This window comes from Ancylobacter sp. IITR112, from assembly GCF_041415945.1.
In the GTDB taxonomy this organism is placed as follows: Bacteria; Pseudomonadota; Alphaproteobacteria; order Rhizobiales; family Xanthobacteraceae; genus Ancylobacter.
In genome coordinates this window covers 3,824,595-3,848,208 of sequence record NZ_JBGCUS010000001.1, presented here as the reverse complement: position 1 = coordinate 3,848,208, position 23,614 = coordinate 3,824,595, and the positions used below count along the sequence as shown (strand labels likewise).

Sequence of the window (23,614 nt, the reverse complement as noted above, 5' to 3'; positions counted from 1 at the left end):
TAGAGAGCCGCGCGGCCCGCGTCATGCGCCGCGTGCCGGCCCGGCACGCCCGGCGATTGCGGGAAAAGACGGCCGAACGCGTGGATATTTAACGCTTTCGCGCGCCCGGCCTTGCGGAGAAGGTGACAGCGCGAGTCCCGCCGTCCTAAAAAGGGAGGGCAACGTCGGCCAGGGTGGCGGGCGCACAGCCGAGCCGAACGACCGGATGAACGCGAAGGAAACGGCCGCGATCCGCACAGCCCTCGCCCGCACCAGCCGGCGCGGCTTCCTCCTGATGGCGGGCGCCGCGGGACTGGCCGCCTGTTCCTCCGGGCCGGAGATGAGCGCGCCGCAGGCGGCGCTGCCCATGCCGGAGGCGCCGCCGCCCGACCCGAATGCCGGGCTCGGCTCCGGCACGCCGATCGGCCTCATCCTGCCGCTCGGCGCCAGCGGCAATGCCGGCGCGGTGGCGCTGTCGCTGCGCAATGCCGCGGAAATGGCGCTGTCGGAATTCTCAGGCGCCCGCATAAGGCTGATCATCAAGGATGATGGCGGCACCGGCCCCGGCGCGCAGGCGGCGGCCAACCAGGCGCTGGACGAGGGTGCGCGCGCGCTCATCGGCCCGCTCTTCGCCCATTCCGTCGCCGCCGCCGGGCAGGTGGCGCGCCAGCGCGGCGTGCCGCTGGTCGGCTTCTCCACCGACACCAATGTGGCGACGCAGGGCGTCTATCTCCTGAGCTTCCTGCCCCAGAACGATGTCGAACGGGTGATCCGCTACACCGCGGCGCAGGGCCGGCGTTCCTATGCCGGGCTGGTGCCGGACAATGCCTATGGCTCGGTGGTCGAGGCCGCTTTCCGCGAGACCGTGCCAATCGTCGGCGGGCGGGTGGTCGGGCTGGAACGCTACAGCCCCGGCCAGGCGGCGGAAGCCGCGCGCCGCCTCGCCGGCTCGGTGGCGCAGGCCGATGCCGTGTTCCTGCCCGATGCCGCCGATACCGTGCCGCAGATCGTGCAGGCGCTTACCGGTGCGGGAGCCAATCTCGCCGGCAAGCAGCTCATCGGCACCGGCCTGTGGGACGACGCCCGGCTGTTTGCCAATCCCGCGCTCAATGGCGGCCTGTTCGCCGCCCCCGACACATCCGGCTTCCGCGCCTTCGCCGCGCGCTACCGGGCGCGCTTCGGCAGCGAGCCAGTGCGCACCACCACGCTTTCGCATGACGCGGTGTCGCTGATGGCGGCGCTGGTGAACAACTATGGCGAGAACGGCATCACCGACGCGGCGATCCAGAATCCCTCGGGCTTTTCCGGCATTGACGGCATTTTCCGCTTCCGCGCCGACGGCACCAACCAGCGCGGGCTGGCGGTGATGCAGATTTCAGGCGGCACCAGCCAGATCGTCAGCCCCGCCCCGCGCAGCTTCGCGCAGGCGACGTAGCCGGTCGTCCTCACGCCGCGAGATCGGCGACGATCGCGTCCAGCACCGGCAGGCCGAGTGCGGTGGCGCGCAGGCGCTGGCCCGGCAGTTCCTCGATCATGCCGTCGTCCAGCAGCGTCGCCACCCGCGCGGGATCGAAACCGCGCCCGGCGAGGCGGGCGAAGCGGTCGCGGTCGATGCCCTCGGCGAGGCGCAGGCCCATCAGCAAATATTCGTCGGCCTGCTCGGCGCGGGTGAGCGGTTCATCAGTGATCACGCCGTGACCCTGCGCCTCGACCCGTGCCACCCATTGCTCCGGCCCGCGCTCGGTGGAGGTGGCGACGCGCCCCTCGGGCGTATCGAGCCGCCCATGGGCGCCGGGGCCGATCCCGGCATATTCGCCATAGCGCCAATAGAGCAGATTGTGCCGGCTCTCCGCCCCTGGGCGGGCATGGTTGGAAATCTCATAGGCCGGGAGGCCGGCGGCGCGGGTCGTCTCCTGCGTCACGTCCCACAGCGCGCGGGCCACCTCGTCCTCCGGCACGATCAGCTTGCCCGCGCGGTGCAGCGCGGCGAAGGGCGTGCCGTCCTCGATGGTGAGCTGGTAAAGCGAGAGATGCTCGCAGCCCTCGTCAATAGCGCGCCGGAGTTCGGCGGCCCAGTCCTGCGGCCGCTGCTCCGGCCGGGCATAGATGAGATCGAAGGAAACACGCTCGAAGGCGGCACGCGCCACCGCCACCGCCCCCAGCGCCTCGTCGGCCGTGTGCATCCGCCCCAGCGCCTTCAGCGCGGCATCGTCCAGCGCCTGCACGCCGAGCGAGACGCGGTTCACCCCCGCCGCGCGATAGCCGCGAAAGCGGCCGGCCTCGACGCTGGTCGGGTTGGCTTCCAGCGTCACCTCGGCGCCCGCATCCAGCGGCCATGCCGCATGGATGGCGTCGAGAATGGCGCCGACCGTCTCTGGCTCCATCAGCGAAGGCGTGCCGCCGCCGAAGAACACGCTGTGGGTGCGGCGCTGGCCGATGCGTTCGCGTGTGTGGGCGATCTCGGCGCGGAACGCCGCGACGAAGCGCGCCTGGTCGGGCGGCGCGTGACGCACATGCGAGTTGAAGTCGCAATAGGGGCATTTGGCCTTGCAGAACGGCCAATGCACATAGACGCCGAAGCCGGGATCCGCCGGCGGCGGCGCGGGCGAGCGCTCAGTCAAACGTCGCCCCGAGGCAGGCCTGCGCCAGCGCCATGAACGCCCGCGCCCGGTGCGACAGGCCGCGCCCCAGCGGCGGCAGGCCGTGCTTCTCGGCCCCGCTCATCTCGCCGAAGGTCCGCGGATGGTCGTCCGGCTGGCCGTCGGGCTGGAACATCGGGTCATAGCCGAAGCCCGCCGGCCCGCGCGGCGGCCATACCAGCGTGCCGTTCACCACGCCCTCGAATTCCTCGACATGCCCGTCCGGCCAGGCCAGGCACAGAGCGGAAACGAAATGCGCCCCGCGCAGATCGGGAAGTTCCGCCCCGGCCTCGCGCAGCTCTTCCTCCACCCGGGTCATCGCCGCCATGAAGTCCTTTTCCGGCCCCGCCCAGCGGGCGGTGAACAGCCCCGGCGCCCCGCCCAGCGCATCGACGCACAGGCCGGAATCGTCGGCGAAGGCCGGCAGCCCGGCGGCATTGGCGGCGGCGGTCGCCTTGATGCGGGCATTCTCGCCGAAGGTGAGCCCGGTTTCCTCCGGCTCCGGCAGGCCGAGCTCGCCGGCGGACACGGCGTCGACGCCATAGGGAGCCAGCAGGCCGCGCATTTCCTCCAGCTTGCCCGGATTATGGGTGGCGATGACGATGCGGCCTTCCAGCCGCCGGTGCGGGGCGGCGCTCATGCGACCGCCAGCTTCTGCAGATCGACCAGCTTGGCCACGCCCTTGCGGGCGAGGCCGAGCATGGCGTTGAACTCGTCCTCGGTGAACGGCGTCTTCTCGGCGGTGCCCTGCACCTCGACGAAGCCGCCCGAGCCGGTCATCACGAAGTTCACATCCGTATGCGCCTCCGAATCCTCGGCATAGTCGAGGTCGAGCCGTGGCTCGCCATCGACAATGCCGCAGGAAACGGCGGCGAGATGGTCGCGCAGCGGGATGGCCGGCAGCATGCCGCGCGCCTTCATCCAGCTCAGGCAGTCATGCAGGGCGATCCATGCCCCGGTGACGGAGGCGGTGCGGGTGCCGCCATCGGCCTGGATCACGTCGCAATCGACGGTGATCTGGCGCTCGCCGAGCTTTTCGAGATCGACCACCGCGCGCAGCGAACGGCCGATCAGGCGCTGGATTTCCTGGGTGCGGCCGGACGGCTTGCCGGAGGTCACCTCGCGGCGGGTGCGCTCATGGGTGGCGCGCGGCAGCATGCCATATTCCGCCGTCACCCAGCCGCGCCCCTGCCCCTTCAGCCAGGGCGGCAGCCGCTCTTCCAGCGTGGCGGCGACGAGCACATGGGTTTCGCCGAACTTGACGAGGCAGGAACCCTCGGCATGGCGCAGCACGCCGCGCTCGAAGCTCACGGCCCGCATCTCGTCGGGAAGGCGGCGGGAAGGGCGCATGCGAAAGGTCTCCTCAAGGGCGGCACCAGCCTGTGGCCGGACCTTGTAAGGGCGGCGCGGGCCGGGCGCAATCGCCGCCCCGGCTTGTAGATGGGCGGCGATTACCGAGATAATAGTCACCCATGACCGGGTAGACGAGACAAGGGACAGGCCCCGCGATGCCCCTCGATCCATTTCTGTCCGCCGCCGCACCCTCGCTGGCACGGCTCGATGAGCGCTCCCGCGAGATTTTCCGGCAGATCGTCGAGACCTATCTCGCCACCGGCGAGCCGGCCGGCTCGCGCAATATTTCCCGCCTCATCCCGATGACGCTGTCACCGGCCTCGGTGCGCAATGTCATGGCCGATCTCGAAGCGGCGGGGCTGATCTTCGCCCCGCACACCAGCGCCGGCCGGCTGCCGACCGAGCGCGGGCTGCGCTTCTTCGTCGATGCGCTGCTGGAAATCGGCGATGTCTCGGAAGACGAGCGCAATTCGATCGAGACGCAGGTGCGCGCCGCCGCCCGCGCGCAGACGGTGGAAGGGGTTCTGGCGGAAGCCTCCAACCTGCTCTCCGGCCTCTCGCGCGGGGCCGGCGTCGTCACGACAGGCAAGACCGATGTGCGGCTCAAACATATCGAATTCGTGCCGCTCGACCCCAGCCGGGCGCTGCTGATCCTCGTTTCCGAGGATGGCGAGGTGGAGAACCGGCTGGTGCCCTTGCCCAAGGGCCTGCCGTCCTCGGCGCTGGTGGAAGCGACGAATTTCCTCAGTGCGCTGACGCGCGGGCGCACGCTGGCGGAGCTGCGCACCGAGGTGGAGCGCACCCTCGCCGCCCGCCGCGCCGAGCTCGACGAGGTGACCGCGCGGGTGGTGGAAAGCGGCATGGCAAGCTGGTCCGGCGGCGACAAGGCCGAGCGGCGCCTCATCGTGCGCGGCCAGACGCGGCTGCTGCACGATCTGCGTGCCATCGAGGATCTGGAGCGCGTACGGCTGCTGTTCGACGATCTCGAAGCCAAGCAGGAAGTGGTGGACCTGCTGGGCCGGGCCGAGGACGCTCAGGGCCTGCGCATCTTCATCGGTTCGGAGAACAAGCTGTTCTCGCTGTCCGGCTCCTCCACCATCGTCGCGCCCTATCGCGACGGACAGGGAAGGGTGGTGGGCGTGCTCGGGGTGATCGGCCCGACCCGGCTCAACTATGCCCGCATCGTGCCGATGGTGGACTTCACCGCCCGCGTGGTCAGCCGCGTTCTCGCCGGTCCGGGGATTGACGCGGCTTGATTTTTGCCGCTTCCACCCCGATATGGCGATCGTCCGCGCGCGCTGCCGCCGGACACATTCATTCTTCGACGAGGTATTCATGAGCGACGAGAACCGCACCCCGGCTGACCAGCCCGAAACGGGCGATCAGACTGTCGGCGCCGAGGCCGGCGCAGCGGCCGCGCCGGACGACCTCGCTGCCGCCTTCGCCGCCGAGAAGGAACAGCTTGAGGCCGAGATCGCCGCGCTGAAGGACAAGTTCCTGCGCGCCTTCGCCGAGGCCGACAATGTGCGCCGCCGCGCCGAGCGCGAGGTGGCCGACGCCAAGGTCTATGGCATCACCGGCTTTGCCCGCGACATCCTTACCGTCGCCGACGATTTCGAGCGGGCGCTGGGCGCCATCGACGCCGAGGCGCGCGCGAGGGCCGACGGCACGCTGAAGACGTTGCTGGAAGGCATCGACCTGACCAGCCGGGCGCTGCTGCAGGCGCTGTCCAAGCATGGCGTGGCGCGCATCGAGGCGGAAGGCGCCCGGTTCGACCCCAACATGCATCAGGCGATGTTCGAGGTGCCCAATACCGAGGTGCCGTCCGGCACCGTGGTTCAGGTCATCCAGCCCGGCTACAAGCTCGGCGAGCGGGTGCTGCGCCCGGCGCTGGTCGGCGTGTCCAAGGGCGGCCCGAAGGCGGCGCCGGCCGAGGCGCCCGCCGCGAACTGAACGCCGGCCGGCCAGAATGTCGCGTGAAAAAGGGCCCCGCGGGGCCCTTTTTTGTCGGGGAATGGCGCCGGATCAGCGCAGCGTCACGCCGTCGCGCACGGCGCGCATGGCGGTGTAATCGGCCTCGAAGGTTTGCGCCGGCGCGACGCCGACCATGCGCAGATAGCCGTTGCGACCGAAGCTCAGCCATTGCGCCACCTTCACCGGCTGGCCGGTCTGCTGGTCGACCGCATTGGCGATCAGCTCATAACCGGGCTGGCCGCCGACACGCAGCGGCCCGCCGCGCTCGACGCGCAGCTCCTTGATGCCCGGCACGCTGGCGATCGCCCGCTTGGCCACCGCCTCGCGCTCCTCCTCGCGAATATCGCCCGGACCGACGGCGACGATGAAGAAGGACTGGGTCTGCGGCGCGTCCTTGCCCTCGCCCGCCGGCTTGTCCGCATCGGGCTTGGTGAGCAGCACGGCATTGCTGCCGATCACCTTCATCACCTGATAGCCGCTGAGCTGGTCGAGAGTGAAAGGCAGCTTGGCCAGCATTTCCTCGGGGCTCGGCGGGGCGCGGAACACCACCGTCTTCAGCGCCGCCTCCACCTTGGCGTCGGGGTAGCGGCTGGCGGCGGCCTCGGGGAACTGCACCGTGATCATGCCGGTCTGGTCCTTGCCGCCGGCGATGAGGATCCACTTCTTCAGCGCACCGGCACCCACGGTCTGGAAGCCCTTGAGCAGCACCGCCGGCACGCCGTCGGCCAGGGTGAGGTCGCGCCGCTCCTCCACCGTCACGCCCTGCTTTTCCAGCTCCTTGGTGGCGACATTGGTGGTGATCTCGGCATAGGCGGGCTTGGGCATTTCAAGCACCAGGATCGACGCCTTGGCCGCCGGGTCCTGGAAACCGGGCACGCCGGGAACCGGCATCATGCCGTCCGGCGGAACGAGGCCGATCGTGCCGTCATTGGCGAAAATGGTCTGGGCGGTGGCGGGAAGGGCGAGGGCCGCAAGTGAAACCGCAAGGGAAAAGGCGGCGGCGGCAAAACGGGCAACAAGGCGCATTCGCAATCCTTCGGGCTTTAAGGAAGCTGTAACTTCGCCCTTTCTGCGCGTTCATCAAGGCCGAATTTCGCCGGCCCCCGCCTGGCGTACCCGCCGTAACGTCAGATTGATGCGCCCGGGCTGCTTCAGCAGGGTTGATGTGCCGGGATAGAGCCGGTCGATCCCGTGAAAGGCGAGCCGCGCCGGGCCGGACAGCAGCAGCGCGTCGCCGGAGGCGAGGCGGAGCGAGCGGGTCGGGTCGCTGCGGGTGGTGCCGCCGATGCGGAACAGCGCCGTGTCGCCGAGCGAGAGCGACAGCACCGGGGCGGAGAACTCCTCCTCGTCGCGGTCCTGATGCAGCCCCATGCGCGCCTGCGGCCCATACCAGTTGATCAGGCACGCCTCCGGGGCCGGCGCGCGCCCGGCCAGTTCCTCCCAGGCGCGGCTTAGCATCGGCGGGAAGGGCGGCCAGGGCCGGCCGGTCTCGGGATGGGTCTCCTGGTAGCGATAGCCGCCGACATCCGACACCCAGCCGAGCGGCCCGCAATTGGACATGCGGACGGAAAAAGGCTTGCCGGTGCGCGGCATGAGCGGGGTGAACAGCGGCGCCTCGGCCAGCACATGGCGCAGTTCCTCCGCCAGCGCTTCCTGCCCCTCGCGGTCGAGCCAGCCGGGCCAGTAGAGGCAGCCAGGCACGATCGCGACCGGCGAATTCATCTTTCACCCGTCATCCCGGACGGCCTAAGGCCGATCCGGGATCGTCCGCCTCCACGCGAGCCCAATGCCCGCGATCCCGGCTCTGCGCTTCGCTCCGGCCGGGATGACCGCACGTTTTGGCGTCCGGGCAGCAGAGGGCCCATTCACAGCTTCCTCAGCGCCACCGCCTCGACCTCATGGTCGCCGCCCTTGCGCAGGATGAGGTCGGCCCGCTGACGGGTAGGCAGGATGTTCTCGCGCAGATTGACGAGGTTGATCGAGCGCCAGATGGCGCGGGCGGTGGCGTCCGCCTCCGCCCCCGTCAGGCTGGAATAGCGGTGGAAATAGGCTTTCGGATCGCGGAAGGCGGTCTCGCGCAGCCGCATGAAGCGCTCGACATACCAGCGCTCCAGAATGGTCTCGTCGGCGTCGATATAGACCTTGAAGTCGAAGAAATCGGAGACGAAGGGAATGCCCTTGCCATCCTTGGGCGGCCGGCTGGTCTGCAGCACGTTCAGCCCCTCGACGATGAGGATGTCCGGCTGGTCGACCTCGATCATCCCGTTCGGGGTCACGTCATAGTCGAAATGGCTGTAGACCGGCGCCCGCACCGGCCGCCGCCCGGCCTTGATGTCGGTGAGGAAATGCAGCAGCGCCGGCAGGTCGTAGCTTTCCGGAAAGCCCTTGCGCCCCATCAGCCCTTCCTGTTCGAGAATGGCATTGGGCAGCAGGAAGCCGTCCGTTGTGACCAGCGCAACCTTCGGCGTGTTCGGCCAGCGCGCCAGCAGCGCCTGCAGCACGCGGGCGGTGGTGGATTTTCCCACCGCCACCGAGCCGGCGACGCCGATGATATAGGGCATCTTGCCGTTCTGCTCGGGCCCGAGAAATTTCTGCATCTGCCGGAACAACTTTTGCGTCGCCCCGACATAGATCGAGAGCAGGCGCGACAGCGGCAGGTAGATTTCCTCGATCTCGGGGATCGACAGCCGGTCATTGAGGCCCTGCAGCCGCTGAATCTCGTCCGGCTTGAGCGGCTGGGGGGTATCGGCACGCAGAGCCGCCCATTCGGCGCGGCTGAAATTACGGAACGGCGACAGCATCGCCCCGTCGAGCTTCAGGTCCATGGTAGCGTTTCCCGGCTCGCCCGGACATTCAAAGCGCCAGGCGTTGGTCGACCGTATACCACTTTAGCAGGGGACGTGATACCACCCGGCCCGTGCCCTCCGGCGACGCGCCCTGCAAGCCTCGCGGCGCCCTCACCCCCTGGGCCGGGACGCCTTTTCCTCCAGGCCGGACTGGTTCGTCCGGCGGCCGAGCTCCGCATACACGTCATCCAGCGACACGCCGCGCGCCTGAAGCAGCACGGCGAGATGGTAGAGAAGATCAGCGCTTTCGGAAATGACCGCTTTGGTATCGGTGCCGACGGCGGCGAGCGCCGTCTCCACCGCTTCCTCACCGAGCTTCTGGGCGCATTTGGCGACGCCCTTGGCGATGAGCGTGCGGGTATAGGACGGCTCGCCTTCCGCCGCCGCGCGGGCGGCGACGATGGCGGCAAGGTCTTCCAGCGTGACGCGGGCGGGCGCTGCCTTCATCGGCCGGTCTCCTCAATGTCGCCGCCGCCGTGCCGGACCGGCAGGCCGGCTTGCGCCAAGGCTTCCTTGGCGGCGCCGATGGTGAAGGTGCCGAAATGGAAGATCGACGCCGCCAGCACGGCGGAGGCCCCGCCCTCGCGGATGCCGTCGACCAGATGGTCGAGCGTGCCGACCCCGCCCGAGGCGATCACCGGCACCCGCACCGCGTCGGAAATGGCGCGGGTCAGCTTGAGGTCGAAGCCCTCGCCAGTGCCGTCGCGGTCCATGGAGGTGAGCAGGATCTCGCCAGCGCCGAGCGCCACGACCTCTTTCGCATAGTCCACCGCGTCGATGCCGGTGCGGTTGCGCCCGCCATGGGTGAAGATTTCCCAGCGGTCGGGCTCGCCCTCGGCGGAGACCTTCTTGGCGTCGATGGCGACGACGATGCACTGCTCGCCGAACTTCGAAGCCGCCTCGCGCACGAACTCGCGCCGGTTCACCGCCGCCGTGTTGATCGACACCTTGTCGGCGCCGGCGTTGAGCAGCGCGCGGATGTCCTCCACCGTACGCACCCCGCCCCCGACGGTAAGCGGCATGAAGCACTGTTCGGCGGTGCGGCTCACCACGTCGATCAGCGTGCTGCGGGCCTCGACGCTGGCGGTGATGTCGAGAAAGCACAATTCGTCGGCGCCGGCCGCGTCATAGGCCTTGGCCGCTTCCACGGGATCGCCGGCATCGCGCAGATCGACGAATTTCACGCCCTTGACGACGCGGCCGTCCTTCACGTCGAGGCAGGGGATGACGCGGACCTTGAGCATGGACGCCTCACCTTTCCCGTTCATGTCGGCAGGCCCGCCACCAGCGCCAGCGCGGCGCGCGGATCAAGCCGGCCATCATAGAGCGCGCGGCCGGTGATGGCGCCTTCCAGCTTCGCCGCGCGCGGCTCCAGCAGCGCCTTCACATCGTCGAGCGAGGCGAGCCCGCCCGAGGCGATGACCGGAATGGATATGGCATCCGCCAGCGCGATGGTGGCCTCCATGTTGAGGCCCTTCAGCAGCCCGTCGCGGGCGATGTCGGTGTAGATGATGGCGGCGACGCCGGCATCCTCGAAGCGCTGCGCCAGTTCCAGCGCGGTGAGGTCGGAAGTCTCGGCCCAGCCTTCCACCGCCACGCGCCCGTCCTTGGCGTCGAGACCCACCGCCACCCGGCCGGGGAAGCGGCGCGCCGCTTCCTTGACGAAAGCCGGATCGCGCACCGCCGCCGTGCCGAGAATGACGCGGGTGATGCCCTTTTCCAGCCAGTCCTCGACCCGGCCGATGTCGCGAATGCCGCCGCCGAGCTGCACCGGCATGGTGACGGCTTCGAGAATACGCTCCACCGGCGCCGCGTTCACCGGCGCGCCGGCAAAGGCGCCGTCGAGATCGACGATATGCAGGTAGCGGAACCCCTGCGCCTCGAACTGCGCCGCCTGCTGGGCGGGGTCGTGGTTGAAGATGGTGGCACGCGCCATGTCGCCCTGCTGCAGGCGCACGCACTTGCCGTCCTTGAGATCGATGGCGGGAAAGAGGATCACGGCGCCCACGTCAGGAAATTGGCGAGAAGGGCGAGGCCGAGGCGCTGGCTCTTCTCGGGATGGAACTGCGTTCCGGCGATGTTGTCGCGGCCGACCATGGCGGTGATCGCCCCGCCATAGGAGGTGGTGGCGATCACGTCGTCGGGGCGCGCGGTCTTGAGGTGGTAGGAATGCACGAAATAGGCGTCGAGCCCGTCCTCGCCGGTGGGTATGCCGTCGAGCAGCGCATGGGTGCGGGCGACGGCGAGCGAATTCCAGCCCATATGCGGGATCTTCAGCGACGGATCGGCCGGCTCGATCTTCACCACGTCGCCGGCGATCCAGCCGAGCCCGGCGGTCTCGCCATGCTCCAGCCCGCGCGTCGCCATCAATTGCAGCCCGACGCAGATGCCGAGGAACGGGCGTCCCCGGACCATCACCGCCTCGGTCAGCGCCTCCACCATGCCGGGAATGGCGTCGAGCCCACGCCGGCAATCGGCATAGGCACCGACGCCGGGCAGCACGATGCGGTCGGCGCGGCGCACCACATCCGGGTCGGCCGTCACCAGCACGGCCTTGCCGCTGGCGCCCTCGCGCGCGGCGCGCTCCAGCGCCTTGCCGGCGGAATGCAGATTGCCGGAACCGTAGTCGATCAGGGCGACGGGCGCGGGAGGAATCATCGGGCGGCCTCCGGAAACAGGCCGAGCACGCCGGCCTCGGCTGGCCGCGCCCCGGCATTGGCACGGGCGCCGCCGAGCGGCGGCAGGAAGGGACGCGGCGCGGCCACATCGCCGAGCCGGGCATGGAAATAGCGCTGCTCGGCGGCTTCCAGCGTCGGCGCCACCACGCAGCCGGCTTCCTCATAGCCCTGCGCGAGCAGCTTCGACCGCCGCAGGCCCGGCAGGCCGACCGCCACCGCAACATTGCCGACCAGCAGAAGAAGGAAGGCGCGGTCGGGAAGGTCGAGCAGAAGCATGACCGCGAGGGCCGCGCCCTGCGCCAGCACATAGGCGAGCAGGGCCAGCCAAAGCCGATGGCGCAGCAGCACCAGCGCGGCGAAGGGCAACGCGCTCCAGGACAGCCGTTCGGGTATCAGGACGACGCCGTCCGCCCAGGTGAGGGTGCGCGGCTCCTCCGTTTCCTCCGGCTCGAAAACCGTCCAGACTGCCATCAGATGCCCGATCCCGCTTCTTCAGCCGCCGAGGCTGCCCTTGGTGGAGGGGATTTCCCCCGCCGCGGCCGGGTCGATGGCCACCGCCGCGCGCAGCGCCCGTGCCAGCCCCTTGAAGCAGCTCTCCGCTATATGGTGCGCGTTGGCGCCATAGAGAGTCTCGACATGCAGGGTCAGCCCGGCATTGATGGCGAAAGCCTGGAAGAACTCGCGCACCAGCTCGGTGTCGAACTCCCCGATCTTCGCCACCGCGAACTCGGTGCGGAACACCAGGAAGGGCCTGCCGGAAATGTCGAGCGCGACGCGGGTCAGCGTCTCGTCCATCGGCAAATGCAGGCTGGCATAGCGGGTGACGCCGCGCATGTCGCCGAGCGCCGCCTTCACCGCCTGGCCGAGCGCGATGCCGACATCCTCCACCGTGTGGTGGAAGTCGATATGCAGGTCGCCCTTGGCCTCGATCTCCATGTCGATGCGCGAATGGCGCGCCAGCAGGTCCAGCATGTGGTCGAAGAAGCCCACGCCGGTGGCGATCGTCGCCTTCCCCGTACCGTCGAGATCGACGGAGAGGCGGATCTGCGTTTCCTTGGTGGCGCGGGTGATGCTGGCCGTGCGCATGGCGAGAGGCTCCCGAAAGAGCGCGCGTCTTAGCAGCTAACGTGTTGCAATGCCATATGCGCGGCGGCGAGCGGCCCGACGGCGCACGCGGCGAGTTGCGCCCCGGCTTTCAGGCCTTAAGTAAGGAGCCTCGACCGGAGCCCTTCATGACCCATTCCCCCGACACGATCTACGGCACCACCATCGTCTCCGTCCGCGCCGAAGGGCGCGTCGCCATTGGCGGCGACGGGCAGGTGACGCTCGGCAACACGGTGATGAAATCCAATGCCCGCAAGGTGCGCCGGCTGGGCAAGGGCGATGTGATCGGCGGCTTCGCCGGCGCCACGGCGGACGCCTTCACCCTGTTCGAGCGGCTGGAAGCCAAGCTGGAGCAGTATCCCGGCCAGTTGCAGCGCGCCTGCGTCGAACTGGCCAAGGACTGGCGCACCGACCGCTATCTGCGCCGGCTGGAAGCGATGATGATCGTCGCCGACGCCCAGGTGACGCTGGTGCTCACCGGCACGGGCGATGTGCTGGAGCCGGAGAATGGCATCGCCGCCATCGGCTCGGGCGGCGGCTTCGCGCTGGCGGCGGCGCGCGCGCTGGCCGACAGCGGCAAGGACGCGGAGACCATCGTGCGCAAGAGCCTCGCCATCGCCGCCGATATCTGCATCTACACCAACCAGAATGTGGTGGTGGAGACGATCGGGTGACGATCTCGGAACGCACCGTCCTCATCGCCACCGAGCGCGGCCTCATCACGCGGGACCAGGCCGAGCGCCTGCGCGCGCTGGAAGCGGAGCTGGCGCCGAGCGCCAGCGCCATTCTCCCGCCGCCGCAGGATGACGAGCGGCTGCGCTTCATCACCGGCTTCGGCGACATCTTCGTCACCATCGGGCTGGCGCTGTTCCTCGGCGCGCTGGGCTATTTCGGCGAGACGCTTGGTCCGGCCGGCATGTGGGCGACGGTCGGCGCGGCCAGTTGGCTGCTGGCGGAATTCTTCACCCGCATGCAGCGCATGGCCCTGCCCAGCATCGTGCTGCTGGTGGTGTTCTGCGCCTCGGTGTTCATGGCGTCGTCCGCATGGTTCGGCGTCATCGCCCCTCTCGTCCCGAGCCTCATGTCGCTCAGCGAGGATCCGCTGGTGCTGGCGCTGGCCGGTCTGGCGACGCTGGCGGCCGCGACGCTGCATTACTGGCGCTTCCGGGTGCCGATCACAATCGCCGCCGGCGCGGCGGCGCTGGTGGCCATTGTGGTCGGCTTGGTGGCAGCCATCGCCCCGGGCGGTCTCGACGCGGCGATCAATCCGGTGCTCATGCTCTGCGGCCTCGGCGTCTTCGGTCTCGCCATGCGCTTCGACATGAGCGATCCGCAGCGGCTCACGCGGCGCACCGACATCGCTTTCTGGCTGCATCTGCTGGCGGCGCCGCTGATCGTGCACCCGCTGATCCGTGGATTCATCTGGCCGGACGGCGCGCCGGGCGACGGAAACGCGCTGCCGATGCTCGCGGTATTCGCCGTGCTCGGCGTGGTCGCGGTGCTGATCGACCGCCGCGCCCTGTTGGTCTCCGGCCTCGCCTATGCCGGCCTCGCCTTTGCCTCGCTCATCAAGGTCAGCGGTTTTGCCGGTAGCACCACGCCGCTGACCGTCTTCGTGCTCGGCGCCTTCATCCTGCTGCTCAGCGCCTTGTGGCATCCGCTGCGCCGGGCCGTGCTCGCCGTGCTTCCGGCCCGTTTGGCGCGGCGCCTGCCGCATCCGAACGCCCTTCCCACCCCACATATTGCATCATCATCATGACCAGCTTCTCGCCCCGCGAAATCGTCTCCGAGCTCGACCGCTATATCGTCGGCCAGCACAAGGCCAAGCGGGCGGTGGCCATCGCCCTGCGCAACCGCTGGCGCCGCCAGCAATTGGAGGGCCAGCTCCGCGAGGAGGTGCTGCCGAAGAACATCCTCATGATCGGCCCCACCGGCGTCGGCAAGACGGAAATCTCCCGCCGCCTCGCCCGGCTCGCCGGCGCCCCCTTCCTCAAGGTGGAGGCGACCAAGTTCACCGAGGTCGGCTATGTCGGCCGCGATGTCGAGCAGATCGTCCGCGATCTCGTCGAGGTCGGCATCGGCCTGGTGCGCGAGGTGCGCCGCAAGGGGGTGGAAGCCAAGGCGCATCTCGCCGCCGAGGAGCGGGTGCTGGACGCGCTGGTCGGCGCCACCGCCTCGTCCGGCACGCGCGAGAGCTTCCGCAAGAAGCTGCGCGACGGCCTGCTGGACGACAAGGAGATCGAGATCGAGATCGCCTCCGGCAATCAGGGCATGCCGATGTTCGAGATTCCCGGCATGCCCGGCGCGCAGATGGGCGCGGTCTCCATCGGCGACATGCTGGGCAAGGCCTTTGGCGGACGTTCCAAGCCGCGCCGGGTGACGGTGAAGGACGCCCATCCGCTGCTGCTGTCGGAAGAGGCCGACAAGCTGATCGACCAGGACGCCATCGTGCAGGAGGCGATCCGCTCGGTGGAGGAAAACGGCATCGTCTTCCTCGACGAGATCGACAAGATCGCCGGCTCGGAGCGGCGCGGCGGCGCCGACGTGTCGCGCGAGGGCGTGCAGCGCGATCTGCTGCCGCTGATCGAGGGCACCACCGTCTCCACCAAGCACGGCGCGGTGAAGACCGACCACATATTGTTCATCGCCTCCGGCGCCTTCCACGTCTCCAAGCCGTCAGACCTGCTGCCCGAACTTCAGGGCCGGCTGCCGATCCGGGTCGAGCTGGAAGCGCTGACCCGCGAGGACTTCACCCGCATCCTCACCGAGACCGAGGCGAGCCTCGTCAAGCAGTCGGTGGCGCTGATGGGCACGGAAGGGGTGGAACTGACTATCACCGAGGACGCGGTGGCAGCCATCGCCGACATCGCGGTGCAGGTGAATGCCAGCGTCGAGAATATCGGCGCCCGGCGGCTGCAGACGGTGATCGAGCGGGTGCTGGACGAACTCTCCTTCACCGCCCCCGACCGGGCGGGCGAGACGGTGGTGGTGGATGGCGACTATGTCCGCGCGCGGGTTTCCGACCTCGCCGGCAACACCGATCTCAGCCGGTATATCCTCTGATTCGGGGCCGGAACGAGCGCTGAGCCGGCTCAACGTTTCACGTGAAACGGGGGGAGAAGGCGTCATCCCGGACGGCCGTAAGGCCGATCCGGGATCGCATGCTGGAAAGCGGAAGACGATCCCGGCTCTGCGGCTTGGCCTTCGGCCGGGATGACAGACGACCGATGCTTTGGGCTACCCCGGCCTTCCCAAGATCTTGAGCCGGCCAAGCAGTTCCGCCACCGCTTCGGGCGGGAGAGTGGCGATCTCGCGGGCCAGCAGATTGGCCAGTTCCGTCGCCTCGGGCGAGAGGCCGGACGTGTCCACCACCACGCGCGGGTCGGAAAGCTCCGCCAGCGCCTGCAGCGCCTCGGCCTCGTCCCAGATCACGTTGAAATAGGCGATGATGCGCTGGAGCATCAGCCAGGTCGGCTGTCCGCGCTTGCCATGTTCCAGGGCCGAGAGATAGGCGGCGGAAACCCCGATCGCCTCCGCCATCTGGCTCAGCGTCACCCCGCGCTCGGCGCGCAATTCGCGCAAGCGCCGGCCGAAGGGGGTCACGGCCGGCCTCCGCGCAGCCGCCGCACCCGGACATAAAGCGCGCCTTCCCCGCCATGGCCGCGCCCGGCGGTCTCGAAGCCGAGCACGATAGTGCGCAGTTCCGGCGCGCCGAGCCATTGCGGCACCAGCCGGCGCAGCACGCCGCGCCCGCCTTCGCCGGCCAGCATGCTCATCGCCTCGCCCTTGCCCGTTATGACCAGCACGAGCCCATGACCCTGGCCCTGCGCCGCGCGCAGAAAGCCGATCAGCCGACCATGCGCCGCGGCCTGGGTCATGCCGTGCAGGTCGAGACGGGCATCGACCTCCGCCCCGCGCGACAGCCGGCGGCGCAGCTTCGGCTCCAGCGGGGCGAGCGGTGGCGGCGCCGGCGGCTTTGGCGGGGCTTTGGCAACCACGGCAACCGACGTGGCGGCGCGGGCGGGCTTTTCCGCCGCCGGGTCAGCCGCCGGCTCGGGCGGCTCCGCCGGTGCGAGGCTGGTCCGCTTCACCGGCCGGATCGGCGTCACCGAGCGGGTGACATGCTCCCACAGCGCCTTTTCCTCGGCGTCGAGCGGCCGGCGGCGGCGCGAGCGCCCGCCCGGAGGGGTCGGCGCCGTCATCACCGCGTCTCCGACACGGCGGCGGCAAGCGGCGGGCGGGGTCTCGGCAATGGCGCATGCCCGCGCGCGGGGTCGAGCGCGCGCGGCAGCAGCAGCACGAAGCGGCCGGGATGCTGCACCCGCCCCGCCGTCGCGCCGGCCTCCTTGCCAGCGCCGAAGAAGATGTCGCCGCGCGCCGGGCCGATAATCGCCGAGCCGGTATCCTGCGCGATCATCAGCCGCTCGAAGGGCTGGCTCGCGCCGTCCGGCCCGGTCGGCAGCTCGGCGTCGAGGAAGATGGGCGTGCCATAGACATGGATCGCCTTGTCCACCGCCAGCGAGCGCCCGGCGGTGAGCGGCAGGCCCTGCGCGCCGACCGCGCCGTCCTCGGGGCCGAGTTCGCGGGCGACGCGGAAGAAGACATAGGAACGGTTCTGCCGCATCAAGTCGCGCCCCTCTTGCGGGTGAGCGGCGATATAGGCGCGGATTGCGTCCATCGACATCTGTTCGCGCGGCACCAGCCCGCGCTCGATCAGCAGCCGGCCGATTGGCGTGTAGGGCTGGCCATTATGGCCGTCATAGTTGAGCCGCAGCACCTCGCCATCGGGCAGGCGCACGCGCACCGAGCCCTGAATATGGGCGAAGAAGGCATCGGCGGGGTCGCGGACCCAGGCCACCACCTCGGCCCGGTCGCCCAGCGCCCCGTCCTCGATGGCGGCGCGGTCGAAATAGGGCACGCGCGCGCCGTCGACCTCGCGGAAGGCGCCGCTCTTGTTGGTCGGCGGCCCGCCGCCGGGCGGGGTCTCGATGATGAGATCCGTCGGCCGGGCATAGAGCGGCGTGGCGAAGATGTCGGAGCGGGTGCGCGATCCCTCGACTTCCGGCTCGTAATAGCCGGTGAGGAACCCTTCCGGCCGGTCCAGCGCGGCGATGATGTAGGGGCGGAATTCGCGTTCGAAGAAGCGCCGCGCCGCCGCGTCGCCCGGCTTTTTCGGCAGCCGCACTGCCCGCGCGCAGATCGGCCGCAGCGCGGTGAAGAGCGGGCGGGGCGGGGTGACGAGATCGGGCTTTTTCGCCAACACCGCGCAGCTTCGGCGAAAGGTGGCGAGAGCCTTTTCGTGGTCGTCGCCGGCCCAGCCGGGAAGAGCGGCGAAGGCGATCGGCTCCAGCACAGCCTGCGGAAACAGCGGGGGAGGCACGAAAGCGCGCGCCGCCCCTGCCTCGCCGGCGAGGGGGGCGGTCAGAAGGGCGGCGAGAACCGGGATGACGAGAAAGATGCGCACCCCGTCATCTTCTCACGAAGCCGCTTCGGTGGCGACCAGCTTCCAGTTCGGGTCGCGGGCGCCGAGTTCGCGCGCGAAGGTCCACACATCGGTCACGTCGGCGACCTGCTCGGGATCGCCGTCGATCACCCCGCCCTGGCGGTCGCGGGTGACGGAAATGAGCTGGGAGAGGAAACGGACGGTGATCTGGGCGCTGCGCCCGCGCGCCTCGGCCTCGATGATCTCCGCCTTCTCGATGCCGACGAATTGGGTGTCCATCTTCTCGCCGCGCTGCTCGCGCTCGGCGATGGCGGCGCTGAAGCCGTCGAACACGTCGCGGGCGAGAAGATCCTTCAGGCTGGCGCGGTCGCCATTGGCGAAGGCGACGATGATCATCTCATAGGCCGCGCGCGCACCGGTGAGGAAGTGCCGGGCGTCGAAGTCACGCTCCTGCGCGGCGATGGCGTCGAGCCCGTTGGCGACGGCCGAGCCGACCTCGGCGACGCCCGCCCAGCGCGCCGGCGCGGGATCGGCGTCCTCCTCCAGCGGTTCCACCGGGGCCGGCACCGCCGGCTTGTCGCTCGCCGTGCCGGGGAAATTCACCACCTTGTCGGTGGCCCCCGCCGGGGCCTTGGCGGCATCGCGGCGCGAATAGGGGTCGTAAGGCGGCCGCTCGCGCCCGGTACGCTGCCCCAGCACGCTCCGCAGCCGTATGAAGATGAACACGGCGAGGGCCAGGAAGATGATCGTATAAATGTCGAACACGTCGCAGTTCGCCGCTGTTGGCCCCGCCGGAGCCGTTCCGGCGCGGGACTGTTCATCATGTGGTGTCCGCGCGGCGCCTGCCAAGGACGCGCCATCCGGTTCCCATGACCTATTTACGACGTCTGGCCGATTTCGCCACCCCGTCCCTGCCGCAGGGTCATCACATCGGCGCCACGGCACGTCGGGGCGGAACGGCGCGGCCGGACCTCGGAGCCTACAGTAAATCACCGCCCCCGCTTCCGCCAAGCGTTGTGGTTCGAGGCGCCGGAGGCCGGCGCGGCACGCCGCGCGCGCTTGTGAGCTTCATCCAACCGTGTTAGCGACACCCGCCCTTTGAAAGACCGGCTGAGGCGGGATCGCCGACCCAGCGGCCATCGCCGGCGCCCCCTTGGCGGTGGCCGGCGAACCCCACGGAGAAACCTATGGCTGACACCGACAACGCCCAGATGCCGACGCTTCAGGTGCTGACGCAGTACACGAAAGACCTGTCCTTCGAAAATCCGGGCGCGCCGGAATCGCTGGTCGTCAAGGGCCAGCCGCAGATCGGCATCCAGATCAATGTCGGCGCCAAGCCGCTGCGCGAAGGCTCGGAATATGAGGTCGAGCTGAAGGTGGAAGCGAAGGCGGAGCTGAACGGCAAGACCCTGTTCGCGCTCGAACTGGTCTATGCCGGCATCTTCCGCGCCCAGAACGTGGCGCAGGAGACCATCCACCCCTTCATCCTGATCGAATGCCCGCGCATGCTGTTCCCCTTCGCGCGGCAGATCGTCGCCGATACGGTGCGCAATGGCGGCTTCCCGCCGCTGATGATCGACCCGGTCGACTTCGTCACGCTGTATCGCCAGCGCATGGCCCAGCAGGCGCCGAGCAACGTGCTCGCTTCCTGACGCGCCCGCCGCGACCGTCCAACGCTTTACGACACGGCCGGCGGCGTCAGCTTCCGGCCGTGTAGTCGTTCCAGATGGCGTTTTCGCCCAAAGTAGCGATGAAGGCGGCATGCGCCGCCGCCTCTTCCGCGCTGCGGCGCGGGGCCAGCGGGCGCGGGCGCTGCAGCGGCGCCGCCACCTGCCCTTCGACCACCACGACGGTCGTTTCCGAAACGGTCAGGCTCAGCGCCGTCTGCTTGCCGCCGCACAGTTCGGCATAGACTTCCGCCAGCAGTTCCGAATCCAGCAGCGCCCCGTGCTTGGTGCGGCGGGAGGAGTCGATGCCGTAGCGGTTCATCAGGTCGTCGAGACGATTCGACGCACCGGGGTGCCGCCGGCGGGCGAGGGCGAGCGTGTCGACCACGCGGTCGAAGCTCAGCGCCGGCCGGCCGACCTTGGCCAGTTCCGCATTGAGGAAGCCGATATCGAAGGCGGCGTTGTGAATGACGAGCGGATCGCCGGCGATGAAGGCGAGGAAATCGTCCACCACCTGCGCGAAGAGCGGTTTGTCGGCGAGGAATTCGGTCGAGAGGCCGTGGACGTTGAACGCCTCCACCGGCATGTCGCGCTGGGGGTTCAGATAGACATGGTAGACCTGCCCCGTCGGGATGCGGTTGTAGATCTCGACGCAGCCGATCTCGACCAGCCGATCGCCGGTCAGCGGGTTGAGCCCGGTGGTCTCGGTGTCGAGCACGATCTCACGCATCGCTTTTCCCTTCCTCGTCGCCGCGCATCGCCCGCAGCTCGTCCAGCAGAGCCGCCACCGCCGCACGGGCCCGCTCCAGCCCGTGGCCGGTGTCGATCACATGGTCGGCCCGCCGCCGCTTTTCCGAATCGGGCACCTGCCGGGCGAGGATGGCGGCGAATTTCTCCGCCGTCATGCCCGGCCGGGCCAGAACACGGGCGCGCTGCACCGATTCCGGCGCGCTGACGACCAGCACGGCGTCCACCCGTTCCTCGGCACCGGTCTCATAGAGCAGGGGAATGTCGAGCACGGCGATCGGCGCGCCCGCCTGCGCCGCCGCGTCGAGAAACGCCTGTTCGCGCGCGCGCACCAGCGGATGGACGATGGCTTCCAGCCGTTTCATCGCGGCGTCATCGCCGAGCACGCGGGCGCCGAGCAGGCTGCGGTCGATCCGCCCGCCCTGGGTCACGCCGGGAAACGCCGCCTCGACCGGGGCGACACCCTCGGCGCCATAAAGCGCATGAACGGCCGCGTCGGCATCGTGCACCGGCACGCCAAGCTCGCGGAAAATCTGCGCCGTGGTGGATTTGCCCATGCCGATCGAGCCGGTGAGGCCGAGTCGGAAGGGAGGGCGACGGCTCACGCGAACGGACCCTTCACGCGAATTGCCCCTTGGCCTTGAGGTCGGCGATGGCGAGGGCGCGCAGTTCCGCTGTCACCTGCGGGCGCACGCCGAACCAGCGCTCGAAGCCCGGCACGGCCTGGTGCAGCAGCATGCCGAGCCCGTCCACCGTGGCGAGGCCGCGCGCCTTGGCGGCCCTCAAAAGCGGCGTTTCCAGCGGCACATAGACGATGTCGGTCACCAGCGCGTCGGGCGAGAGGGCGGAAAGGTCGAGATCGAGCGGCGGCTGGCCCTTCATGCCGAGCGAAGTGGTGTTGACCAGCAGACGGCACCCCATGAGCCGCCCGCCGAGATCGCGCCACTCCACCGGCAGCACGCGCGGGCCGAACTGGTCGCGCAGCGCCTGCGCCCGCGCCAGGGTCCGATTGGCCACCACCACGCGGTCGACCCCGCGCTGCAGCAGCCCGTAGACAATCGCCCGCGCCGCCCCGCCGGCGCCCAGCACCACCGCCTCGCCCAGCGCCCGCGCCCAGTCCGGCTCGGCGGCGTCGAGATTGGCGAGGAAGCCGTGCACATCGGTATTGGCACCATGGAGAGCACCGTCCTCAAGCCAGATCGTGTTCACCGCGCCGAGCGCCTGCGCCACCGCGTCCCGCGCCGCGCAGGCGCGGAAGGCGGCTTCCTTGTGCGGCACGGTGACATTGCCGCCGACAAGGCCGGAGGCGGCGAAATCGGCGAAAAAGCCGGCAATATCGCCGGGCGCGACATCGCGCACGCCATAGGAGCCGTCGATGCCGTGCTGGGCCAGCCAGTAGCCATGGATGAGCGGCGAGCGCGAATGGGCGACGGGATGGCCGATAATGGCCACGTTGCGGGTCACAGCAGAAGTCCTTCGGAGCGCAGAAAGTCGAGCAGCGGCAGAAGCGGCAGACCCAGTATCACCGAATGGTCGCCCTCGACACGGGTGAACAGGTGAATGCCCAGCCCCTCCAACTGATAGCCACCGACGCTGGAGAGCACGGCCGCGCCGGCGGCATCGAGATAGGCGTCGATCGTCTCCTCTGTGAGCGGGCGCATGGTGAGATGCGCGCTCTCCACCGCCGCCCACAGCACGGCGCCCTCACGCGCCACCGCCACGGCCGAGTGCAGGCTATGGGTACGGCCCGCCAGCCGGGCGATCTGCGCCTTCGCCGCCGCACGGTCGGCGGGCTTGTGGAAAGCGTCATCGCCCAGCGCCAGCGTCTGGTCGGCGCCGATGACGAGCCGGCCGGGATAGGCGGCCGCTCCCGCCAGCGCCTTCGCCCGCGCCAAAGTGAGGGCGACGGCCGCCGGGCCTTCGCCGTCACCCACGGCCTGCGCCTCGACGGCGCGCTCATCGACCTCCACGCTCATCGCCTCGAAGGGCAGGCGGGCGGCGTCCAGCAAAGCGCGACGCGCGGCGCTCTTGGAGGCGAGCAGGAGCGGCGCCCCACCGCGCCACAGCGGATTTCCCGGTGCGGTCTCAACCATTCGGATTCTCGGTCTGCTGGCGCCGGCGCTCCTGCAGCAGGGCGATGATCGCCGCCGCCGTCTCCTCGATCGAGCGGCGAGTCACGTCGATCATCGGCCAGCCATGGCGGGCGCAGAGCCGGCGGGAGAAGGCGATCTCCTCCGCCACCGCCTCGCGGTCCGTATAGGTATCGGCGGCTTGGGCAGCGTTGAGCCCGAGCAGCCGGTTGCGGCGGATTTCCACCACCCGGTCGGCGCTGGCGAGCAGGCCGACCACCAGCGGGCGCTTCAGTTCGGCGAGGCCCGGCGGCACCGGCAGGCTCGGCACCAGCGGGATATTGGCGGTCTTGATGCCGCGATTGGCGAGATAGATGCTGGTCGGGGTCTTCGACGAGCGGGAAATGCCGAGCAGAACCACGTCGGCGGCTTCCAGCCCGTCCACATGCTGGCCGTCATCATGCATGACGGTGAAGTTCATCGCGTCGATGCGGCGGAAATAATCGCCGTCGAGCTGGTGCTGGCCGCCGACACGCGGCTCCGGCGCTCCGCCGAGATAGGCCTGGAACAATTGCACCACTGGCGCCAGCACCGAGAGCACCGGCACGCCATGCTCGCGGCAATAGGTCTTCAGCCGGTTGCGCAGTTCCGGATCGGTGAGGGTGTAGAGGACAATGCCGGGGCATTCGTCGATCGCCTGCACCACCTTGTCGAGCTGCTTGTGCGAGCGCACCAGCGGATAGATGTGCTCGATCGGCTTGAGATCATACTGCGCCGCCGCCGCCCGGCCGACGCTGATCAGCGTCTCGCCGGTGGAATCCGAGACGAGATGCAGGTGGTAGTAGCTCTCCGAGGCGCGGGGGGCGTCAGTCACGCCGGTCATCCACAGGGCTGTGCATGGGATGGGAACAAGCCATGCCCTTTGCCCGTTCGCAAGGGGAGCCCTGGGGATAGCGGGCTTTTTCCTCCACAGGCGAGACCCTGTGCGCTGAATCAACGCGCCTGCGGCGAACTGCGTGGATAAATCCGTACGCCGCGTGTAACTGCCTCACGGCACTCAAATTTGCCGCACACGCCGGCCCGCGCGGAAGCGACGCGGCTGGGGGCGTGTTGTG

The 23,614-nt window shown here is 69.5% G+C and carries 28 protein-coding genes; 7 read left to right on the top strand and 21 right to left on the bottom strand.

Annotated features, from left to right (window positions below; genetic code table 11):
- The first annotated feature begins 205 nt into the window (after positions 1-205).
- Positions 206-1,414 (top strand): penicillin-binding protein activator, encoded by a 1,209-nt coding sequence (locus tag AAC979_RS18315; protein WP_371348318.1) that lies wholly within the window; start codon positions 206-208, stop codon positions 1,412-1,414.
- Between the two features lie 10 nt (positions 1,415-1,424).
- Here AAC979_RS18315 and hemW read toward each other — a convergent pair whose 3' ends face one another.
- The 3 genes from hemW to rph are packed head-to-tail and all read right to left on the bottom strand — an operon-like array spanning position 1,425 to position 3,968.
- Positions 1,425-2,600 carry a radical SAM family heme chaperone HemW gene (gene hemW, locus AAC979_RS18310; protein WP_371348317.1) on the bottom strand — a complete coding sequence of 392 codons (1,176 nt, stop codon included), beginning with the start codon at positions 2,598-2,600 and terminating at the stop codon, positions 1,425-1,427.
- A complete protein-coding gene (locus tag AAC979_RS18305) occupies positions 2,593-3,258 on the bottom strand; it encodes a non-canonical purine NTP pyrophosphatase (RefSeq protein WP_371348316.1) in 666 nt (221 codons plus the stop codon). Before AAC979_RS18305 ends, hemW begins: the two co-directional genes overlap by 8 nt.
- A complete protein-coding gene (rph, locus tag AAC979_RS18300) occupies positions 3,255-3,968 on the bottom strand; it encodes a ribonuclease PH (RefSeq protein ID WP_371348315.1) in 714 nt (237 codons plus the stop codon). Before rph ends, AAC979_RS18305 begins: the two co-directional genes overlap by 4 nt.
- 158 nt (positions 3,969-4,126) lie before the next feature.
- On the opposite strand from rph, the gene hrcA reads away from it, so the two are divergent.
- Both hrcA and grpE read left to right on the top strand, forming a co-directional pair.
- Positions 4,127-5,227: a heat-inducible transcriptional repressor HrcA gene (gene hrcA, locus AAC979_RS18295; RefSeq protein WP_371348314.1), complete on the top strand. Its 1,101-nt coding sequence runs from the start codon at positions 4,127-4,129 to the stop codon at positions 5,225-5,227.
- Positions 5,228-5,306: 79 nt separating this feature from the next.
- On the top strand, positions 5,307-5,924 hold the full coding sequence (gene grpE, locus AAC979_RS18290) for a nucleotide exchange factor GrpE (RefSeq protein WP_371348313.1): 618 nt from the start codon (positions 5,307-5,309) through the stop codon (positions 5,922-5,924).
- A gap of 72 nt (positions 5,925-5,996) precedes the next feature.
- Here grpE and AAC979_RS18285 read toward each other — a convergent pair whose 3' ends face one another.
- From AAC979_RS18285 to hisB, 9 genes are all read right to left on the bottom strand, one after another.
- On the bottom strand, positions 5,997-6,971 hold the full coding sequence (locus AAC979_RS18285; RefSeq protein WP_371348312.1) for a hypothetical protein: 975 nt from the start codon (positions 6,969-6,971) through the stop codon (positions 5,997-5,999).
- A gap of 54 nt (positions 6,972-7,025) precedes the next feature.
- Positions 7,026-7,667 carry an alpha-ketoglutarate-dependent dioxygenase AlkB gene (locus AAC979_RS18280; RefSeq protein ID WP_371348311.1) on the bottom strand — a complete coding sequence of 214 codons (642 nt, stop codon included), beginning with the start codon at positions 7,665-7,667 and terminating at the stop codon, positions 7,026-7,028.
- Positions 7,668-7,810: 143 nt separating this feature from the next.
- Complete coding sequence (gene coaA / locus AAC979_RS18275; RefSeq protein ID WP_371348310.1) at positions 7,811-8,770, bottom strand: type I pantothenate kinase; 960 nt, start codon at positions 8,768-8,770, stop codon at positions 7,811-7,813.
- 132 nt (positions 8,771-8,902) lie between these two features.
- Positions 8,903-9,238 (bottom strand): phosphoribosyl-ATP diphosphatase, encoded by a 336-nt coding sequence (locus AAC979_RS18270; protein ID WP_371348309.1) that lies wholly within the window; start codon positions 9,236-9,238, stop codon positions 8,903-8,905.
- The gene (gene hisF / locus AAC979_RS18265) at positions 9,235-10,035 is read right to left on the bottom strand and encodes an imidazole glycerol phosphate synthase subunit HisF (protein ID WP_371348308.1); all 801 of its coding nucleotides are present in this window, start codon (positions 10,033-10,035) and stop codon (positions 9,235-9,237) included. Before hisF ends, AAC979_RS18270 begins: the two co-directional genes overlap by 4 nt.
- A gap of 20 nt (positions 10,036-10,055) precedes the next feature.
- Complete coding sequence (gene hisA, locus AAC979_RS18260; RefSeq protein WP_371348307.1) at positions 10,056-10,790, bottom strand: 1-(5-phosphoribosyl)-5-[(5-phosphoribosylamino)methylideneamino]imidazole-4-carboxamide isomerase; 735 nt, start codon at positions 10,788-10,790, stop codon at positions 10,056-10,058.
- On the bottom strand, positions 10,787-11,449 hold the full coding sequence (gene hisH, locus AAC979_RS18255; protein ID WP_371348306.1) for an imidazole glycerol phosphate synthase subunit HisH: 663 nt from the start codon (positions 11,447-11,449) through the stop codon (positions 10,787-10,789). Before hisH ends, hisA begins: the two co-directional genes overlap by 4 nt.
- Entirely contained in the window at positions 11,446-11,940 is a 495-nt protein-coding gene (locus tag AAC979_RS18250; RefSeq protein ID WP_371348305.1) for a DUF2628 domain-containing protein, read from the bottom strand. The genes hisH and AAC979_RS18250 overlap by 4 nt, the downstream gene beginning before the upstream one ends.
- 21 nt (positions 11,941-11,961) lie before the next feature.
- Complete coding sequence (hisB, locus tag AAC979_RS18245) at positions 11,962-12,555, bottom strand: imidazoleglycerol-phosphate dehydratase HisB (protein WP_371348304.1); 594 nt, start codon at positions 12,553-12,555, stop codon at positions 11,962-11,964.
- A 146-nt stretch (positions 12,556-12,701) separates the two neighbouring features.
- On the opposite strand from hisB, the gene hslV reads away from it, so the two are divergent.
- The 3 genes from hslV to hslU are packed head-to-tail and all read left to right on the top strand — an operon-like array spanning position 12,702 to position 15,636.
- Entirely contained in the window at positions 12,702-13,247 is a 546-nt protein-coding gene (gene hslV / locus AAC979_RS18240) for an ATP-dependent protease subunit HslV (RefSeq protein ID WP_371348303.1), read from the top strand.
- Positions 13,244-14,332, top strand: a complete 1,089-nt coding sequence (locus AAC979_RS18235; protein ID WP_371348302.1) for a hypothetical protein — start codon at positions 13,244-13,246, stop codon at positions 14,330-14,332. The genes hslV and AAC979_RS18235 overlap by 4 nt, the downstream gene beginning before the upstream one ends.
- Positions 14,329-15,636: an ATP-dependent protease ATPase subunit HslU gene (gene hslU / locus AAC979_RS18230; protein ID WP_371348301.1), complete on the top strand. Its 1,308-nt coding sequence runs from the start codon at positions 14,329-14,331 to the stop codon at positions 15,634-15,636. Before AAC979_RS18235 ends, hslU begins: the two co-directional genes overlap by 4 nt.
- Before the next feature lie 174 nt (positions 15,637-15,810).
- Here the strand turns inward: hslU and AAC979_RS18225 are convergent, their stop codons facing one another.
- Genes AAC979_RS18225 through AAC979_RS18210 form a run of 4 tightly spaced genes read right to left on the bottom strand, consistent with a single transcriptional unit; the run spans position 15,811 to position 18,781 of the window.
- Complete coding sequence (locus AAC979_RS18225) at positions 15,811-16,176, bottom strand: helix-turn-helix transcriptional regulator (protein ID WP_244380373.1); 366 nt, start codon at positions 16,174-16,176, stop codon at positions 15,811-15,813.
- Positions 16,173-16,775 (bottom strand): Smr/MutS family protein, encoded by a 603-nt coding sequence (locus AAC979_RS18220; RefSeq protein ID WP_371348300.1) that lies wholly within the window; start codon positions 16,773-16,775, stop codon positions 16,173-16,175. Before AAC979_RS18220 ends, AAC979_RS18225 begins: the two co-directional genes overlap by 4 nt.
- A complete protein-coding gene (locus tag AAC979_RS18215; RefSeq protein ID WP_371348299.1) occupies positions 16,775-18,037 on the bottom strand; it encodes a murein transglycosylase A in 1,263 nt (420 codons plus the stop codon). Before AAC979_RS18215 ends, AAC979_RS18220 begins: the two co-directional genes overlap by 1 nt.
- Before the next feature lie 12 nt (positions 18,038-18,049).
- On the bottom strand, positions 18,050-18,781 hold the full coding sequence (locus AAC979_RS18210; protein WP_371348298.1) for a Tim44/TimA family putative adaptor protein: 732 nt from the start codon (positions 18,779-18,781) through the stop codon (positions 18,050-18,052).
- 422 nt (positions 18,782-19,203) lie between these two features.
- Here AAC979_RS18210 and secB point away from each other — a divergent pair, with 422 nt between their 5' ends.
- The gene (gene secB / locus AAC979_RS18205; RefSeq protein ID WP_371348297.1) at positions 19,204-19,668 is read left to right on the top strand and encodes a protein-export chaperone SecB; all 465 of its coding nucleotides are present in this window, start codon (positions 19,204-19,206) and stop codon (positions 19,666-19,668) included.
- 46 nt (positions 19,669-19,714) lie between these two features.
- Here the strand turns inward: secB and dnaQ are convergent, their stop codons facing one another.
- The 5 genes from dnaQ to AAC979_RS18180 are packed head-to-tail and all read right to left on the bottom strand — an operon-like array spanning position 19,715 to position 23,382.
- Positions 19,715-20,413 carry a DNA polymerase III subunit epsilon gene (gene dnaQ, locus AAC979_RS18200; protein ID WP_371348296.1) on the bottom strand — a complete coding sequence of 233 codons (699 nt, stop codon included), beginning with the start codon at positions 20,411-20,413 and terminating at the stop codon, positions 19,715-19,717.
- A complete protein-coding gene (gene coaE / locus AAC979_RS18195; protein ID WP_371348295.1) occupies positions 20,406-21,035 on the bottom strand; it encodes a dephospho-CoA kinase in 630 nt (209 codons plus the stop codon). The genes dnaQ and coaE overlap by 8 nt, the downstream gene beginning before the upstream one ends.
- Positions 21,036-21,048: 13 nt before the next feature.
- On the bottom strand, positions 21,049-21,894 hold the full coding sequence (locus AAC979_RS18190) for a shikimate dehydrogenase (RefSeq protein ID WP_371348294.1): 846 nt from the start codon (positions 21,892-21,894) through the stop codon (positions 21,049-21,051).
- On the bottom strand, positions 21,891-22,523 hold the full coding sequence (locus tag AAC979_RS18185) for a Maf family protein (RefSeq protein WP_371348293.1): 633 nt from the start codon (positions 22,521-22,523) through the stop codon (positions 21,891-21,893). Before AAC979_RS18185 ends, AAC979_RS18190 begins: the two co-directional genes overlap by 4 nt.
- Positions 22,516-23,382, bottom strand: coding sequence for a pyruvate, water dikinase regulatory protein (locus tag AAC979_RS18180; protein ID WP_371348292.1), 867 nt, complete (start codon positions 23,380-23,382; stop codon positions 22,516-22,518). Before AAC979_RS18180 ends, AAC979_RS18185 begins: the two co-directional genes overlap by 8 nt.
- Positions 23,383-23,614 lie beyond the last annotated feature (232 nt).

Bases quoted from the DNA above. Each gene is read 5' to 3' on its own strand.
- AAC979_RS18315 (WP_371348318.1), top strand. From the start codon at position 206: ATGAACGCGAAGGAAACGGCCGCGATCCGCACAGCCCTCGCCCGCACC.
- AAC979_RS18305 (WP_371348316.1), bottom strand. From the start codon at position 3,258: ATGAGCGCCGCCCCGCACCGGCGGCTGGAAGGCCGCATCGTCATCGCC.
- rph (WP_371348315.1), bottom strand. From the start codon at position 3,968: ATGCGCCCTTCCCGCCGCCTTCCCGACGAGATGCGGGCCGTGAGCTTC.
- hrcA (WP_371348314.1), top strand. From the start codon at position 4,127: ATGCCCCTCGATCCATTTCTGTCCGCCGCCGCACCCTCGCTGGCACGG.
- grpE (WP_371348313.1), top strand. From the start codon at position 5,307: ATGAGCGACGAGAACCGCACCCCGGCTGACCAGCCCGAAACGGGCGAT.
- AAC979_RS18285 (WP_371348312.1), bottom strand. From the start codon at position 6,971: ATGCGCCTTGTTGCCCGTTTTGCCGCCGCCGCCTTTTCCCTTGCGGTT.
- AAC979_RS18280 (WP_371348311.1), bottom strand. From the start codon at position 7,667: ATGAATTCGCCGGTCGCGATCGTGCCTGGCTGCCTCTACTGGCCCGGC.
- coaA (WP_371348310.1), bottom strand. From the start codon at position 8,770: ATGGACCTGAAGCTCGACGGGGCGATGCTGTCGCCGTTCCGTAATTTC.
- AAC979_RS18270 (WP_371348309.1), bottom strand. From the start codon at position 9,238: ATGAAGGCAGCGCCCGCCCGCGTCACGCTGGAAGACCTTGCCGCCATC.
- hisF (WP_371348308.1), bottom strand. From the start codon at position 10,035: ATGCTCAAGGTCCGCGTCATCCCCTGCCTCGACGTGAAGGACGGCCGC.
- hisH (WP_371348306.1), bottom strand. From the start codon at position 11,449: ATGATTCCTCCCGCGCCCGTCGCCCTGATCGACTACGGTTCCGGCAAT.
- AAC979_RS18250 (WP_371348305.1), bottom strand. From the start codon at position 11,940: ATGGCAGTCTGGACGGTTTTCGAGCCGGAGGAAACGGAGGAGCCGCGC.
- hisB (WP_371348304.1), bottom strand. From the start codon at position 12,555: ATGCGCACGGCCAGCATCACCCGCGCCACCAAGGAAACGCAGATCCGC.
- hslV (WP_371348303.1), top strand. From the start codon at position 12,702: ATGACCCATTCCCCCGACACGATCTACGGCACCACCATCGTCTCCGTC.
- hslU (WP_371348301.1), top strand. From the start codon at position 14,329: ATGACCAGCTTCTCGCCCCGCGAAATCGTCTCCGAGCTCGACCGCTAT.
- AAC979_RS18220 (WP_371348300.1), bottom strand. From the start codon at position 16,775: ATGACGGCGCCGACCCCTCCGGGCGGGCGCTCGCGCCGCCGCCGGCCG.
- secB (WP_371348297.1), top strand. From the start codon at position 19,204: ATGGCTGACACCGACAACGCCCAGATGCCGACGCTTCAGGTGCTGACG.
- dnaQ (WP_371348296.1), bottom strand. From the start codon at position 20,413: ATGCGTGAGATCGTGCTCGACACCGAGACCACCGGGCTCAACCCGCTG.
- AAC979_RS18185 (WP_371348293.1), bottom strand. From the start codon at position 22,523: ATGGTTGAGACCGCACCGGGAAATCCGCTGTGGCGCGGTGGGGCGCCG.
- AAC979_RS18180 (WP_371348292.1), bottom strand. From the start codon at position 23,382: ATGACCGGCGTGACTGACGCCCCCCGCGCCTCGGAGAGCTACTACCAC.